Source organism: Streptomyces sp. ICC1 (assembly GCF_003287935.1).
Taxonomy (GTDB): Bacteria; Actinomycetota; Actinomycetes; order Streptomycetales; family Streptomycetaceae; genus Streptomyces; species Streptomyces tritrimontium.
The window spans coordinates 5,965,930-5,980,721 of sequence record NZ_CP030287.1 but is presented as its reverse complement, the minus strand read 5'-3'; the positions used below and the strand labels follow the sequence as shown (position 1 = coordinate 5,980,721).

The 14,792-nt window shown below is 72.6% G+C and carries 12 protein-coding genes and 1 riboswitch; of the genes, 7 read left to right on the top strand and 5 right to left on the bottom strand.

The features are described 5' to 3' along the window. Positions 1-566 precede the first annotated feature (566 nt). On the top strand, positions 567-1,109 hold the full coding sequence (locus tag DRB96_RS28085; RefSeq protein WP_112450984.1) for a winged helix-turn-helix domain-containing protein: 543 nt from the start codon (positions 567-569) through the stop codon (positions 1,107-1,109). A gap of 17 nt (positions 1,110-1,126) precedes the next feature. Beyond that, positions 1,127-2,401 carry an MFS transporter gene (locus DRB96_RS28080; protein WP_239516873.1) on the top strand — a complete coding sequence of 425 codons (1,275 nt, stop codon included), beginning with the start codon at positions 1,127-1,129 and terminating at the stop codon, positions 2,399-2,401. Between the two features lie 115 nt (positions 2,402-2,516). Here the strand turns inward: DRB96_RS28080 and DRB96_RS28075 are convergent, their stop codons facing one another. From DRB96_RS28075 to DRB96_RS28060, 4 genes are read right to left on the bottom strand one after another with little or no spacing between them, the layout of a single operon-like run. Further along, on the bottom strand, positions 2,517-4,025 hold the full coding sequence (locus tag DRB96_RS28075; protein WP_112450982.1) for a precorrin-2 C(20)-methyltransferase: 1,509 nt from the start codon (positions 4,023-4,025) through the stop codon (positions 2,517-2,519). Beyond that, positions 4,022-4,669 carry a precorrin-8X methylmutase gene (locus tag DRB96_RS28070; RefSeq protein WP_239516364.1) on the bottom strand — a complete coding sequence of 216 codons (648 nt, stop codon included), beginning with the start codon at positions 4,667-4,669 and terminating at the stop codon, positions 4,022-4,024. Before DRB96_RS28070 ends, DRB96_RS28075 begins: the two co-directional genes overlap by 4 nt. Continuing rightward, positions 4,666-5,982, bottom strand: a complete 1,317-nt coding sequence (cobG, locus tag DRB96_RS28065; RefSeq protein ID WP_239516363.1) for a precorrin-3B synthase — start codon at positions 5,980-5,982, stop codon at positions 4,666-4,668. Before cobG ends, DRB96_RS28070 begins: the two co-directional genes overlap by 4 nt. Positions 5,983-6,034: 52 nt before the next feature. Next, complete coding sequence (locus tag DRB96_RS28060) at positions 6,035-7,696, bottom strand: hypothetical protein (protein WP_239516362.1); 1,662 nt, start codon at positions 7,694-7,696, stop codon at positions 6,035-6,037. Between the two features lie 325 nt (positions 7,697-8,021). Then, positions 8,022-8,100, top strand: a riboswitch (cobalamin riboswitch). Between the two features lie 53 nt (positions 8,101-8,153). Between DRB96_RS28060 and cobN the strand changes: the two genes are divergently transcribed. Next, complete coding sequence (cobN, locus tag DRB96_RS28055) at positions 8,154-11,780, top strand: cobaltochelatase subunit CobN (RefSeq protein WP_112450980.1); 3,627 nt, start codon at positions 8,154-8,156, stop codon at positions 11,778-11,780. Between the two features lie 30 nt (positions 11,781-11,810). Continuing rightward, positions 11,811-12,284 carry a hemerythrin domain-containing protein gene (locus DRB96_RS28050; RefSeq protein WP_112450979.1) on the top strand — a complete coding sequence of 158 codons (474 nt, stop codon included), beginning with the start codon at positions 11,811-11,813 and terminating at the stop codon, positions 12,282-12,284. An 8-nt stretch (positions 12,285-12,292) separates the two neighbouring features. On the opposite strand, the gene DRB96_RS28045 is transcribed toward DRB96_RS28050, so the two are convergent. Continuing rightward, the gene (locus DRB96_RS28045; protein ID WP_112450978.1) at positions 12,293-12,514 is read right to left on the bottom strand and encodes a hypothetical protein; all 222 of its coding nucleotides are present in this window, start codon (positions 12,512-12,514) and stop codon (positions 12,293-12,295) included. A gap of 155 nt (positions 12,515-12,669) precedes the next feature. Between DRB96_RS28045 and DRB96_RS43240 the strand changes: the two genes are divergently transcribed. The 3 genes from DRB96_RS43240 to aroD are packed head-to-tail and all read left to right on the top strand — an operon-like array spanning position 12,670 to position 14,790. After that, on the top strand, positions 12,670-13,053 hold the full coding sequence (locus DRB96_RS43240) for a hypothetical protein (RefSeq protein WP_162688752.1): 384 nt from the start codon (positions 12,670-12,672) through the stop codon (positions 13,051-13,053). A 35-nt stretch (positions 13,054-13,088) separates the two neighbouring features. Beyond that, the gene (locus tag DRB96_RS28040) at positions 13,089-14,045 is read left to right on the top strand and encodes an ROK family protein (RefSeq protein ID WP_162688751.1); all 957 of its coding nucleotides are present in this window, start codon (positions 13,089-13,091) and stop codon (positions 14,043-14,045) included. 7 nt (positions 14,046-14,052) lie between these two features. After that, on the top strand, positions 14,053-14,790 hold the full coding sequence (gene aroD / locus DRB96_RS28035; protein WP_112450976.1) for a type I 3-dehydroquinate dehydratase: 738 nt from the start codon (positions 14,053-14,055) through the stop codon (positions 14,788-14,790). Positions 14,791-14,792 lie beyond the last annotated feature (2 nt).

The following is a 14,792-nucleotide window of genomic DNA, read 5'->3' as shown; positions in this document are numbered from 1 at the left end:
GGCCCCGGGCTGCGCCCGAGGCCCCTGGGGCTCCGCCCCAGACCCCGCTCCTCAAACGCCGGAGGGGCTGGAGGTGGCCGGAGGCGGGGGGGGGGGTGGGCAGGGGCGGGGGGGGGGGGGGCGGGGGCGGGGGGGGGGGTGGGCAGGGGCCCGGGTCGTATACACATCTCCGAGGCCACGAGGCCAGGGAAGGTATCGGGTGGCGTGGGTATAAGGGGCCGCCCCCCCGAGCCCCCGGCCCCGGCGACCCCGCCCCCCCGGCCGGCCACGGGCACCGGCGGCTCGCGGGGGCCGCCACCGCGGCGCAGCCCGGCCGAACGGCAGAACCCGCACAGCGGCCCCAACCCGCCGCCGGCGCCTCCCAAGCCCCCGATCCCGGAGTGGACGCCCCCGACGGGCCTCCCGACCCCGATCATGACCGTGACCCTCCCGCCGCTCCGCTGAGCGGTCGGCTCCGGAAATCCTTCGGGGGCCCCGGCAACTGCGCGGCCAGGTCGAGGAGAACCTGCGCCAACTCTGCGGGAATCCTCTTGCCCAATGGTCAAGAAACGTTGACCATTGGGCCCATGCCCACCGATGATCTTCCCGAGACCTTCCACGTCACCACTGACGAGCAGCTTCGCGCCGTCTCCAGCCTCACGCGCCACCGGATCATGGCCGTGCTCCGCTTCGAGCCCGCGACGATCACGCAGATCGCCGAGCGAGTGGGCCTCGCGAAGGGGAGTTCCAGCTACCACGTACGGCTGCTGGAGCGGGCCGGCCTGGTGAAGGTGGTGCGGACGCGGAAGGTGCGGGGGGTCACCGAGCGGTACTACGCGATGGCCGCCCGGTCGATCGTGCTGCCGGATCCGGGCGAGGGCGGTCCGGACCTGCTGATGCGGCATGCGGTGGCGGACCTGGAGGCGGCGCCGGCGGCCGGCGAGCGGCACGTGCGGATGGCGCATCTGCGCCTCACCGACGAGCAGTTCACGGAGCTGGGGGCGCGACTTGAGGCGCTGGCGGACGAGTTCCGCGAGCTGTCCGATCCCTCGCTGCCGGACGCGTCACTCGTCTTCGCACTGTTCCACCCGACACCGCGCGCGCAGAGCACCGAAGGAGACGCCAAGTGACCTCGGACGTCCGGAAGATGCCGACCGGATTCGGACGGCTGTGGACCGCCCAGACGGTGTCCTCGCTCGGCGACGGGGTGACGCATGCCGCGCTGCCGCTGCTCGCGCTGACGCTGACGCGGGATCCGATGGCGCTCGCCGTCGTCACGGCCGCCGGAACACTGCCGTGGCTGCTCTTCGGGGTGCTCGGCGGTGCGCTGGTGGACCGCTGGGACCGCCGGCGCACGATGTGGGTCGCGGACGCGGGCCGCGCGGTACTGCTCGCGATACCGGCGGCCGCGGCCGCGCTCGACGTGCTGGGCATTCCGCTGCTCGCGGCCGTCGCCTTCCTGCTCGGCCTCGGCGGACTCTTCTTCGACACGGCCGCCACCGCCTATCTGCCGGATCTGCTCGGCCGCGACCCCGCCCTCCTGGAGCGCGCCAACTCCCGCCTGCGCGGCGCGCAGACCGCCGCGTCCGGCTTCGCGGGGCCGCCCACGGGCAGTGCCCTGCTCGCGCTCGGGCGGGCGGTTCCGCTGCTCGCCGACGCGGTGTCGTTCGCGCTCTCCGCCCTGCTCGTACGGTCGCTGCCCCGCATGCCCCGTCCCGTACCGGAGATCCGCGAGTCGCTGCTGCGCCAGGCGCGGGCCGGCGCCTCGTACGTGTTCCGGGACCGACTGCTGCTCGGCCTCGCACTGCGCCCGGCGGTCGGGAACATCGCCTTCATCGCCGTGGAGACCGTCCTCGCCCTCTTCGCCCACGACCGTCTCGGCATCGACACCTTCGGCTTCGGCCTGCTCCTCACGGCGGAGGCCACCGGCGGCCTGCTCGGCGCGGGCATCGCCTCGTTCCTCGGCCGGCGACTCGGCACCGGAACCGCGCTGACCTGCACGGCCGCGGTCGAGGGGCTGGCCATCCTGGGCCTTGCCACCGCCCCGAACCCGTACGCCGCCGGCCTCGCGCTCGCCGTCTGCGGGGCGGGCATGGGCGCCACGATGGTGCTCGCACCCTCCCTCCGGCAGGCGATCGTCCCCGCCCACCTGATGGGCCGGGTCGCCTCCACCTCCCGCATGCTCGCCATGTGCGCCGCCCCGTTCGGCGCCTTCCTCGGCGGCTGGCTGGCCACCGTGTACGACGTGCGCACCCCGCTCTACGCCGCCTCCGGCCTCCTCCTCGCCATGACCGCCGTCACGGCGACCATGACCAGCAACCGCCGGGTCGAGGCAGCACTGCGCGGCGCTGCCTCGACCGGCGGTCCAGGACACCCGGAACACGAGGGTCCCGTGAAGGAGGGAGCACCCGAATCGTTGTGACGCCTTCACGAGAAGTCAGGGCCGGCGCCGGCGCTCCAGGCCACCAAGCCCCGCGGGACGCGGAAGGCCCGGGGCGGCGAACCGCTCCGGGCCTCCTCTCAGCGCGCGGCGCCGCTCAGCCGTACCGGCGCGGCGTCCACGTCACCCGCGACCCGTCGGGCCGCTCCGTGACCTGCGTCTGCGAGGACCCGATCAGCAGGATCGTGCGCATGTCCACCTCGGACGGCTCCAGTTCGGCCAGCGTGACGATGCGGACCGACTGCTGCGGACCGCCCACGTCGCGCGCGACGACCACCGGGGTCTGCGGTGCGCGCAGCTCCAGCAGCAGCTCCCGGGCCTGCGCCACCTGCCACGTCCGGCTCCGCGAGCCCGGGTTGTACAGGGCGAGCACGAGGTCGGCGGCGGCGGCCGCGCGCAGCCGCTCCGCGATGACCTCCCACGGCTTGAGCCGGTCGGAGAGCGAGATGGTGGCGTAGTCGTGGCCGAGCGGCGCGCCGGCCGCGGCCGCCGCGGCGTTGGCGGCCGTCACCCCGGGCAGCACCCGTACGGGCACGTCCTTGTACTCCGCCTGCCCGGCGACCTCCAGGACGGCGGTGGCCATGGCGAAGACCCCCGGGTCGCCGCCGGAGACCACGGCCACCCGCTTGCCGCGCCGGGCGAGGTCGAGCGCGAACTCGGCGCGCTCGGACTCGACCTTGTTGTCCGAGCCGTGCCGGATCTGGCCCGGCTTCACGGGCACCCGGTCCAGGTACGTGGTGTACCCGACCAGCACCTCGGCGTCGGCCAGCACCCGCCGGGTCTCGGCGGTCAGCCACAGCGGCCCGGCCGGGCCGGTGCCGACGACGGCGACCTCGCCCGGTCCGGACGGCACGCTGCCGGGGTTGCCGATCCGGCTGGGCACCACGGCGACGGCGAAGTACGGCACGGAGTCGGGGTCGGTGTCGGCGAGGAGCCCGGTCCGCTCGCCCGCCATCGTCGCGCGCTCCACGTACCGCGCCTCGGCGAGCCGGCCGCTGTTCTCCATGGCCCGCCGCACGGCGGGGAAGGTGCGGCCGAGCTTCATGACGACCGCCGAGTCGGTGGCGGCGAGGCGGGCCGTGAGCTCCTCCTCGGACAGGGTGCCGGGCAGGATCGTCAGCACCTCCTCGCCCTCCACGAGCGGGGTGCCGAGCCGGGCGGCGGCGGCGCTCACCGAGGTCACTCCCGGGATCACCTCGGCCTCGTACCGGTCCGCGAGCCGCTTGTGCATGTGCATGTACGAGCCGTAGAAGAGCGGGTCGCCCTCCGCGAGCACGGCCACGGTCCGGCCGGCGTCCAGGTGGGCGGCGAGCCGGGCGGCGGAGGCCTCGTAGAACTCCTCCATCGCGCCCTGGTAGCCGCCGGGGTGGTCGGTGGTCTCGGTGGTGACCGGGTAGACCAGCGGCTCCTCGACGTGGTCGGCGCGCAGGTGCTTCGCGGCGATCGAGCGGGCGATCGAGCGGCCGTGGCGGGCGGAGTGGTAGGCGACGACGTCCGCCTCGCCGATCACCTCGACGGCGCGCAGCGTCATCAGGGACGGGTCGCCGGGACCGAGCCCGACCCCGTACAGCTTTCCGGTGGCCGCCGTGCGCGCGGTGCCGCTCATTCGGCCACGCTCGCGATGGCGTTGACGGCGGCCGCGGCCATGGCGCTGCCGCCGCGCCGGCCCCGGACGATCAAGTGGTCGAGTCCGGAGGGGTGTTCGGCCAGCGCGTCCTTGGACTCGGCGGCGCCGATGAAGCCGACGGGGACCCCGATGACGGCGGCGGGGCGCGGCGCGCCCTCCTCGATCATCTCCAGCAGTCGGAAGAGCGCGGTGGGCGCGTTCCCGACGGCGATCACCGAACCCTCCAACAGGCCCCGGTCCCGCCAGACTTCGAGGGCCGCCGCGCTGCGCGTGGTGCCCATCTTCGCGGCGAGCTCCGGCACGGCCGGGTCGGAGAGGGTGCAGATCACCTCGTTGTCGGCGGGCAGCCGCTTGCGGGTGACCCCGCTGGCGACCATCTGCACGTCGCACAGGATCGGCGCGCCGGCTTCCAGGGCGGCGCGCGCCCGCAGCACGACGTCGGGCGTGTAGCCCAGGTCCCGCGTCAGGTCGGTCATGCCGCAGGCGTGAATCATGCGCACCGCGACCTGGGCGACCGAGGCGGGCAGCCCGGACAGGTCCGCCTCGGCGCGGATCGTGGCAAAGGACTGGCGGTAGATCTCGGCGCCGTCCTTCTCGTACTCGAACACGGTGTACTCGCTCATTTCTTCACTGCGACTTCGGACACTCGGGCTTGGCTGCGCGCGTCGGCTACAGCCCCTGCAAGTTCGTCTCCCGGCACCGCGCGCCCGTCGAGCCGGTACCCCTCGGGGGTGGCCACGATGTCGACCCACGCGGTGCCGCGCGGATGCCCGCACCGGCGCTCGCACCCGGACCAGTGCACGGGCAGCCGCCCCCGGGCCTCGTGTACGAGGGCACGCGCGTCGGCGCGTACGTCGGACAGGGCCTTGGCGCAGCCGGGCCGCCCGGTGCAGGCGGTGACGGATTCCCAGGGCCCGTCGGGTGCGACGACCAGGCCGGCGGCCTCGAGCCGGGCGTAGCCGTCGATCGGCCGCCGGGTGCTCGCGCCGGGCAGGACGACGCTCCGCCAAGGGGTGATCCGCAGTTCGCCGTCCCCCCGGTCGGCGACCTCCACGAGCACCCGCCACTGGCCGGAGGTCAGCCGTCCGAGCGGGAGCAGCACGCACAGGGGCGTCCTGTCGCCGGTGCCGGGCCCCCAGGGCCGGAGCGGCGGCGCGTACGGCCACGCCACGTCGGGGACCCGGGTCGCCGCGATCCCGTCGGCGTTGAGCCGTACGGCGAACTCCTCGGCCCCGAGGGCGTGTTCGGCGGGCAGCTCGGACACCCGCCAGGCGCGGGTGCCCGCCTCGTCGGCGGCGTCGAGGAAGTATTCGGCGGCCAGCAGCGCCGCGCGGGGCGCGTCCGGGCCGGCCACGTCCACGGCGTCGGCGGCCCCGCCGAGACGGACCAGCGCCCGGCCCCGCGGCCTGCCGAGCACGGTGACGTCGGGGTCGAGCGCGGCGACGTCTCCGAGCCCGTCGTCGACGGCGAAGAGGAATCGTCCGGACAGGGCCGTCGCCTGCGTGCTCGCGCAGAGCAGGCTGTCCAATTCCCTTACCCAGGGCACCACGTGGGGCCGGTCGGCGTCCAGGATCCCGGACGTCGGCGTCGCCACGATGTTCCGCACGCGCTCGTGGCCGGGCGCGGGCAGCAGGCCGGCCTCGGCCAGCAGCTCCGCCAGCTCGGCGCCGCAGCCGTCGGCGAGTCCTCGCAGCTGGACGTTGCCGCGCGAGGTGAGTTCCAGGTGCCCGTCCCCGAAGCGGTCGGCGGCGAGCCCGAGCACGGAGGCCTGCCGGGCGGTGAGCAGGCCGGCCGGTATCCGGACCCGCGCCAGGAAGCCGTCGTCCGCCGTGTGCAGCCGCAGCGCGCCGGGGCAGGCGTCGCCGCGATCCCGTATGACGGACTCGTCCCGTATGACGGGCTCGTCCCGCGCTGTGGCGGAGGGGGGCTGGGGCATGGCGGCGAGCATACCGTTCCTAGCGATGTCGGCCGCTGCTGGCCGGATCGCCCTAAACCGGGATTGCCGGTTGTCTCCCCGAACGGTCTTGGGAGACGGGGAACAGCGCAAGCTGGTCGCTTCGGTCCCGGCAGGTCTTGCCACCCGGGTGGGGTGCGCCTGTGGTCCTTGGCGGGCTCGCGGTCCCAAGCGCCCTCGGGCGGAGCACGGCCTGGCCGGTAGCTCTCCGCACCACGATCCTCTGGTCGCGTGCGGTCACACCTGGCCGACGCCGGATCCCGTGTCCGAGGGCACGTCTGCCGATCGCCACCGAGGCCGCATGATGCCCGGTGACGATGGTGGTCTTCGATTGCTGTTGAAGCGGCTGCTTCCAGTGCTGGGCGCCCCAGCGGCTGGTGTAGGCGGGATCGACCGCGACCACGATGAGGCCGGCGTGATGGGCCATGCCGGACAGCCGGTCGCGGAACTTCGCGGTGGGGAGTCCGGAAACGGTGCGGCGGAACGTCTTACCGCGTTTGCCCCGCCCCATCGTCTCGCGGCCGGTGGCGCGGGCGTCGGCGAAACCCAGATTCTCGATCGCCAGACCAGCACAGCCGTACTGGTGCGCGAGACGGATGAGTTCGCTGATTGCCCGCCGGAGGCGTCCGTCGCGCTGGGATGCGGGGCCGGTCAGGTCGGTGGGAACAGTAAGGGGTTCACCGACCGCGTTGCCGTGGGCGTCGATGACGCAGGCGGCGAGGTGATCGGCATTGAGGTCTACGGCCAGGAGGCGGGTGCCGGTTGCGGCCAGCTCGGCGGGAGTGGGCAGGAGCTCCTTCGGGGTGGACCAGGAGGCATCGAGGTACCAGCGGCCGCGTTCGGGCTCGGACACGATGTCGTAGCGCACCGAACTGTTGGCGTCGGCACGGTCGAGCCATTCCTCGCGACGGTGGTTGAAGGTGACGCCCCCGGCGAGCCGGTAGCGGCCACGCGGAGCGTTGGCCAGGTGACGCAAGGGTTCAGGCAGGACGACCGTGACTGTGCCGTCGGCCGGGTCCACGCTGATCGTGTAGTTCCCGTACGGCGCGCCAGACTCCCCGTCGGCCGTCAGGAACATCCGCTGCGCCTTCCACCGCTCCCGCCACTCGGTCTCGGTGAGACCGGCATCGGCGAGGTGGTGCCGCGCCTTCGCCAGCCGGCGGCCACCCAGCACGACTGCCGGGTGACCGGCATCGATCCGCCGCTCCACTTCAGCCAGGCGTGCGGTGAGCACCTGCAACCGGCACTGCTTCTGTGCACGCTCAGACCGGCTCGGATACCCCCGAACGCCACCCACCCGCCGGCCACACGGCACCGCCAAACGCTTCCCGATCTTCGCGATGGCCCGGCGGAGAGAGGTCAGCTCATCGAACAGGCACCGCAGGGACAGCTGGTACTGATCCTCCGACGCACGGGTGATAGCCCCCGCCCACCGCGATGAGGACACCCCCGTCAGCTCTCGTTTGCGCTTCGCCCGCCGATTGTCCTTCACCGGCACCCTGCCGACACGGACACGCTCAGCCAGATCAGCACGGGCATACCCGCCGAGATGCTCGCCGACGATCCGCAGGACTTCGGCATCGCGGATGGACAGGCGCAGACGATCCCGGATACGCGCGCCCCAGGGCGCCGACACGGTGAACGGATCAGCCAGCGTCCGCAGTGCACGATTCCGTCGCCCATTACCACGCGCCACCAGCTGCCCCCTCTCAGCGGCCCTGCTCAGCCTCCACCGAGATTGGCGCCTCCGCCAACACTGCACCCAGGCCATGGCCCCCGTTCACCCGTACGAGGGACCAGACGACCAACCACGCCAACCAGCCCACACAACAGTCGGGAACTCGATTTTGCGCCCGCCCCCTGTGTCGATCACCACCCCGAACCGGCCACAACCTGCCTGGCCGGACCATTCCAGATCCCCGGGCGGTGGCGCCGCACCCGCCCTCGGCGCCCGTCCCGCGGCCCCCTAAGATGGCGGCGGCGAGCCGTTCGGCCCGCCATCGCCGAGGACGGCGACATGGGAGGAAGCCCGGTGCGAATCCGGCGCGGTCCCGCCACTGTGAATCCGCGAGCCACGGCCGCCGGATGAGTCAGGAACTCCCGCTGTCCTCACTGCCCGGGGCGCGGAAACCCCGAGGAAGGCCTGCCGCCGCATGATCCTGCTGCTGTCGACGTCCGACACCGATCTGCTCAGCGCCCGCGCCGCGAACACGGCTGACGGCCCTGTCCCGTACCGGTTCGCGAACCCGTCCCGCCTTCCCCTGGACGACCTACCCGGCCTCCTCGACGGCGCCGACCTGGTCGTCGTACGCCTCCTCGGCGGCCTGCGCGCCTGGCAGGAGGGCCTGGACCTGCTGCTGGCCCCTTCCCAGACCCGCCCGGTCGTCGTCCTGACCGGCGAACAGGCCCCCGACGCGCAGCTGATGGAGGCCTCGACGGTCCCGATCGGCATCGCCGCCGAGGCGCACGGCTACCTCGCCCACGGCGGCCCGGCCAACCTGGACCAGCTGGCGCGCTTCCTCTCCGACACGGTCCTGCTGACCGGCCACGGGTTCGAGCCCCCGGCGGCCTCCCCCACGTGGGGCCCGCTGGAGCGCACCCCGCAGCAGGCCTCCGGTGAAGGAGTCCCCCGGATCGCGGTGCTCTACTACCGCGCCCACCAGATGAGCGGCAACACCGCCTTCGTGCACTCCCTGTGCGAGGCGATCGAGGCCCACGGCGCGCAGCCGCTCCCCCTCTACGTCTCCTCCCTGCGCAGCCCCGAGCCGGGGCTGATCGCGGCGCTGGAAACCTCGGACGCGGTGATCACCACCGTCCTGGCGGCCGGCGGCACCAAGCCCGCCACCGCCTCGGCGGGCGGCGACGACGAGTCCTGGGACGCGGGCGCGCTGGCCGGTCTCGGCGTGCCGATCCTGCAGGCCCTGTGCCTGACCGGTTCGCGCAGCGCCTGGGAGGAGAGCGACGAGGGCCTGTCCCCGCTCGACGCCGCCACCCAGGTCGCCGTCCCGGAGTTCGACGGCCGCCTGATCACCGTCCCGTTCTCCTTCAAGGAGCTGGACGAGGACGGGCTGCCCGCCTACGTCGCCGACCCCGAGCGGGCGGCCCGCGTGGCCGGCATCGCCGTGCGCCACGCCCGGCTGCGCCACATCGAGCGCCGCGACAAGAAGATCGCGCTCGTCCTGTCGGCGTACCCGACCAAGCACTCCCGCATCGGCAACGCGGTCGGCCTCGACACCCCGGCCAGCGCCGTGGAGCTGCTGCGCACGCTCATCGCGGGCGGCTACGACTTCGGCCCCGTCGAGGACGTCCCGGGCCTGGTGTCCGGTGACGGCGACGAGCTGATCCGCGCCCTGATCGCGGCCGGCGGCCACGACCAGGACTGGCTCACCGAGGAGCAGCTGGCCCGCAACCCGGTCCGGATCCCGGCGGCCGACTACAAGCGCTGGTTCGCCGAGCTCCCGGCCGAGCTGCGGGGCAGCGTGGAGCAGCACTGGGGCGAGGCCCCGGGCAACATGTTCGTGGACCGCTCGGCCAACCCGGAGGGCGACATCGTCCTCGCGGCCCTGCGGCGCGGCAATCTGCTCGTCCTCATCCAGCCGCCGCGCGGTTTCGGCGAGAACCCGATCGCGATCTACCACGACCCGGACCTGCCGCCCTCGCACCACTACCTGGCCGCGTACCGCTGGATCCAGGCCCGCGCCGAGGACGGCGGTTTCGGCGCCGACGCGATGATCCACCTGGGCAAGCACGGCAACCTGGAGTGGCTGCCGGGCAAGAACGCCGGCCTGTCGGCGGCCTGCGCGCCGGACGCCGCGCTCGGCGACCTGCCCCTGATCTACCCGTTCCTGGTCAACGACCCGGGCGAGGGCACGCAGGCCAAGCGCCGCGTGCACGCCACCCTGGTCGACCACCTGGTGCCGCCGATGGCGCGCGCGGAGTCGTACGGCGACATCGCGCGCCTGGAGCAGCACCTGGACGAGTACGCCCAGATCTCGGCGATGGACCCGGCGAAGCTGCCGGCCATCCGCGCCCAGATCTGGACGCTGATCCAGGCGGCGAAGCTGGACCACGACCTGGGTCTGGAGCAGCGCCCCGACGACGACGGCTTCGACGACTTCCTGCTGCACGTCGACGGCTGGCTGTGCGAGATCAAGGACGCCCAGATCCGCGACGGCCTGCACGTCCTGGGCGGCGCCCCGACCGGCGACGCCCGCGTCAACCTGGTCCTGGCGATCCTGCGCGCCCGCCAGATCTGGGGCGGTACGACGGCCCTGCCCGGTCTGCGCGAGGCGCTCGGCCTGGACGAGTCCGCGGCCACCCGCACCACCGCGGACGAGGCGGAGGAGACGGCGCGCGCGCTGGTCCAGGCGATGGAGGACGCCGGCTGGACCCCGGAGGCGGTGGCTTCCGTGGCCGCCGGACACTCCGCGGACGTGGCGGCCGTACTGGACTTCGCGGCCCGCGAGGTCGTGCCGCGCCTGGCCGGCACCACCGACGAGATCACCCACGTGGTCAGCGCCCTGGACGGCGGCTTCGTCCCGGCGGGCCCGTCCGGCTCCCCGCTGCGCGGCCTGGTCAACGTGCTGCCGACCGGCCGCAACTTCTACTCGGTCGACCCCAAGGCCGTCCCCTCCCGCCTCGCTTGGGAGACCGGCCAGGCCCTGGCCGACTCCCTCCTGAACCGCTACCGCACGGACAACGGCGAATGGCCCGCATCCGTGGGCCTGTCCCTGTGGGGCACCAGCGCGATGCGCACCTCGGGCGACGACGTGGCCGAGGCCATGGCGCTGCTGGGCGTGCGCCCGGTCTGGGACGAGGCCTCGCGCCGCGTCACCGGCCTGGAGCCGATCCCGCTCGCCGAGCTCGGCCGCCCGCGCATCGATGTGACCCTGCGCATCTCGGGCTTCTTCCGCGACGCGTTCCCGCACGTCATCGGCCTGCTGGACGACGCGGTGCGGCTGGCGGCCTCGCTGGAGGAACCGGCCGAGGACAACTTCGTACGGGCCCACGCGCAGGCGGACCTGGCCGTGCACGGTGACGAGCGGCGCGCGACGACCCGTATCTTCGGCTCGCGCCCGGGCACGTACGGCGCGGGCATCCTGCAGCTGATCGACTCCCGCGACTGGCGCACCGACGCCGACCTCGCGGAGGTCTACACGGTGTGGGGCGGGTACGCGTACGGCCGCGGCCTCGAAGGGCGCCCGGCGCGCGACGAGATGGAGACCGCCTACAAGCGGATCACGGTCGCGGCGAAGAACACGGACACCCGCGAGCACGACATCGCCGACTCCGACGACTACTTCCAGTACCACGGCGGCATGGTGGCCACCGTCCGCGCGCTGCGCGGCAAGGCCCCCGAGGCGTACATCGGCGACTCGACCCGGCCGGAGAGCGTCAAGACGCGCACGCTGGTGGAGGAGACCTCCCGCGTCTTCCGCGCCCGCGTCGTGAACCCGAAGTGGATCGAGGCGATGCGCCGCCACGGCTACAAGGGTGCCTTCGAGCTGGCCGCCACCGTCGACTACCTCTTCGGCTACGACGCCACGACGGGCGTGGTCGCGGACTGGATGTACGACAAGCTGACCGAGACGTACGTCCTGGACCCCGAGAACCGCGCCTTCCTGGAGGAGGCCAACCCCTGGGCCCTGCACGGGATCGCGGAGCGGCTGCTGGAGGCCGAGTCCCGCGGCATGTGGGAGAAGCCGGACCCGCAGGTGCTGGAGGCGCTGCGCCAGGTGTACCTCGACACGGAGGGCAACCTCGAAGGGGAAAGCGAGTGACCCGTCCGGAGCGGGCTCACACTGGGCCGCATGTGCCACTACTGCGGCTGCCGTGAGATCCCTCTGATCAAGGAGTTCATCGCCGAGCACGAGGCGGTGACGGACGCGGCGGGCGACGCCCTGCGCGCCCTGGACCACGGGGACCTCGCGAAGGCGCGCGCCCTCGTCTCGGACATGACGGCCGTCCTCCTCGCCCACTGGAAGGGCGAGGAGGACGGCCTGTTCGAGGTCATGGGGCAGGACCCGGAGTACGCGGGGTACATCGCGGCCCTGGTCGGGGAGCACCGCGAACTGGCGGCCTTCCTCGCCCGGGCGGACCTGTCGGACGGAGCCGACGCGGCGGCCCTGCGGCGCGCGGTGAACGAGCTCCACCACCACATCGCGAAGGAGGAGGACGGCCTCTTCCCCGCGTCCCTCACCGCCCTGACGGGCGACGACTGGGACCTTTCCATCGCGGCCTGGCGCGCGGCGCATCCCGGCGGGGAGCTGAGGCCCGCCGGATAGCCGGCCGGCTACTGCTTGGAGGTCTGCTCCAGAGCGACGAGGGCCTGCGCCCAGCGCGCGTACTTCAGGCGGCCGAAGTCGGCGACCGTCTTCACGCCGAAGGCCTCCTGCAGCAGTTCGCCGTCCTTGTCGGTGACGCCCTTGAGCGCGGCCACCGGCGCCGCGAGCACCTCGGCGAGCGGCTTGTCGGCCCACGTCTTGTCCAGCACCTTGTCGAGGTCGATCGCCATGAGTGTCCCTCCCGGAACGTCGAAATGTGTACCGATGGCGCAAACCTAGAACAATCAGACAAACATCCCGCGCTGCGACACCCTCCCGCGGTGCGCGGCGGCTGGATAGGCTTGCGGCCTGCAAGGAACACCGGGGACTTCCGAACGGGGCGGGCATGCGGGGGCAGCGGGACGAGGGGAACGAATCGGCAATAGAGTGGCTGAAGCTCTTGCTCGCGGTCGTCACGCTGGCCGCCCTCACCGTCATCTGGTTCCTGCTCCCGCCGCCGGAACGGGCCGGTTCGGGGGTCGAGTTCATCAGGGCCTGCCTGCCCAACATCATCACGGCGCTCGTCGTCTTCCCGGCGCTCTACCTCGTCCTCGGCCCCATCGGCCAGCGCAATCTGGAGTACCGCTACTACGGGCGCAACTCCCGGACCGAGCACCTCTTCGAGCTCTTCGAGAACTGGAGCAGGCAGCCCGGCCAGGTCCCCGTCCACCCGGCGCCCGCGGCCGCGCCCGCGCCGGCCCCGGCAGCCGTTCCGGCACCCCGGACGTGAGGAAGCCCCGCCCGGAGGGGGACGGCGGCACCGTCGTGGCCGTCGACGCCGGAAAGACGAAATTCCTCGTGGGCGCCTTCACCCGGTCGAAACCCGCGGTGGAACTCGAACGCCACCGCATTTCCGTCACCACGCCCGCCGAAACCCTGGAGCTGCTGGAGTTCCACGTCGCCGGCCTCTTCGCACGGCACGCCGTGGATTCCGTCGGACTCTCGGTCTTCGGACCGCTGGAAACGGATCCGCTCCGGCCGGACTTCGGCGCGATCGCCGGAAGTTCCGAACCGCAGTGGTCCGGGGTGAACATTCCGGCCCTGCTGTCCCGGCGCTTCCGGGTCCCCGTCCATTTCGATTTCGACGTCAATTCGGCCGTGACCGCCGAGGAACGCGGACAACCGCCCGGCGCACCCGGATTCGTCTACCTCTCGCTCGGAACCGGAATCGGCGGGGCCTTTTCCCGCCCTCCGGGCACGGAGCCCCACCGGCCCGAACCGCCGCAGCTCGGGCACATTCCGCTGCCCCGGGAAACCGGAGACCCCTATCCGGGGAGCTGCCGATTTCACGGGAGCTGTTTCCAGGGCCTCGCCTCAGGGCGGGCGATTTTCGGCCGTTGGCAGGTACCCGCCTGCGAACTTCCGGCCTCTCACGAGGCCTGGGACCTCCAGGCGAGATACATTGCACGGGCCTGCGCGACCCTTGTATACTCCTCCCCGTTCACCACGGTTCGCGTCGGATCGGGTATCTCGCAAGTACCCGGACTGACCGCCCGCGCAAATGACCACCTGCACAGATTCATGAACGGTTTCCCGGAAACCCTGTGTCGGGAGAAATCCGGGACCGATGTCATCCAGCACGCGGCGACCGCCCCCGATTCGTCACTCATCGGCGCGGCGATCCAGGCCGCCGAGGGACGCGGATGGGAATTCGCGCCCCGTCGGCGAAAGTGCGGGCAGCAGACCAGTACGGGACATGTCCAGGAATCGCAAAGGCTGTGACTAGTAAATGAACTCCATTCGGGCGCTCCTCGACGGCGGGATCCCGCTCGTGGCCGTCAGCTTCGACGACGACGAAGCCGCGCTGCGGGCCGAGGAGGCGAAGGCCGCCGGCGTCGACGTGGCCGAGCTGCGCGTCGACAGGTTCTCCCGCACCCAGGCGGACCACGTCCTGGCCCAGGTCGAGGCCTTCAAGGCCCTGCCGATCCTGGCCACCCTGCGCTCCACCCGCGAAGGCGGCGAATGGGCGGGAACGGACGAGGAGCGCCTCGAACTCTTCCGCGCCCTCGCCCCCCGCGTGGACGCCGTGGACATCGAGCTCTCCTCCCGGGACATCCTCGCGGAAGTCGTCGAGGCCGCCCGCGCGCACGACACCGTGGTGATCGTCTCGTACCACAATTTCGAATTCACCCCGGGCACGGAAGAACTCCAGGCCGTCATCGACGACGCGAAGAACGCCGGCGCCGACGTCGTCAAGGTGTCCGCCATGGTGACGTCCGAAAGCGACGTACGGCGCCTGGCCTCCCTGCTGCTGCGCGCGGGCGAGGACGGCACCCGGCTGATCGTGATCGCCATGGGCGAGACCGGCGCCGTCTCCCGCGTCTTCTTCCCCGCCCTCGGGTCCCTGATCACCTACTCGTTCTTCGGCACCAGCTCCGCACCGGGCCAGCTCGACTTCCCCGAGACCTTCGCCCTGCTGCGCAAGTTCTACCCGGATTTCAACCAGCGGAAAATCGTTGAAATGTAGGC

Coding starts and splice junctions, on each gene's coding strand:
- aroD (WP_112450976.1), top strand. CDS start 14,053: ATGAACTCCATTCGGGCGCTCCTCGACGGCGGGATCCCGCTCGTGGCC.
- DRB96_RS28075 (WP_112450982.1), bottom strand. CDS start 4,025: ATGAGCGGCACCGCGCGCACGGCGGCCACCGGAAAGCTGTACGGGGTC.
- DRB96_RS28050 (WP_112450979.1), top strand. CDS start 11,811: ATGTGCCACTACTGCGGCTGCCGTGAGATCCCTCTGATCAAGGAGTTC.
- DRB96_RS28070 (WP_239516364.1), bottom strand. CDS start 4,669: ATGAGCGAGTACACCGTGTTCGAGTACGAGAAGGACGGCGCCGAGATC.
- DRB96_RS28045 (WP_112450978.1), bottom strand. CDS start 12,514: ATGGCGATCGACCTCGACAAGGTGCTGGACAAGACGTGGGCCGACAAG.
- DRB96_RS28080 (WP_239516873.1), top strand. CDS start 1,127: ATGCCGACCGGATTCGGACGGCTGTGGACCGCCCAGACGGTGTCCTCG.
- cobN (WP_112450980.1), top strand. CDS start 8,154: ATGATCCTGCTGCTGTCGACGTCCGACACCGATCTGCTCAGCGCCCGC.
- cobG (WP_239516363.1), bottom strand. CDS start 5,982: ATGCCCCAGCCCCCCTCCGCCACAGCGCGGGACGAGCCCGTCATACGG.
- DRB96_RS43240 (WP_162688752.1), top strand. CDS start 12,670: ATGCGGGGGCAGCGGGACGAGGGGAACGAATCGGCAATAGAGTGGCTG.
- DRB96_RS28085 (WP_112450984.1), top strand. CDS start 567: ATGCCCACCGATGATCTTCCCGAGACCTTCCACGTCACCACTGACGAG.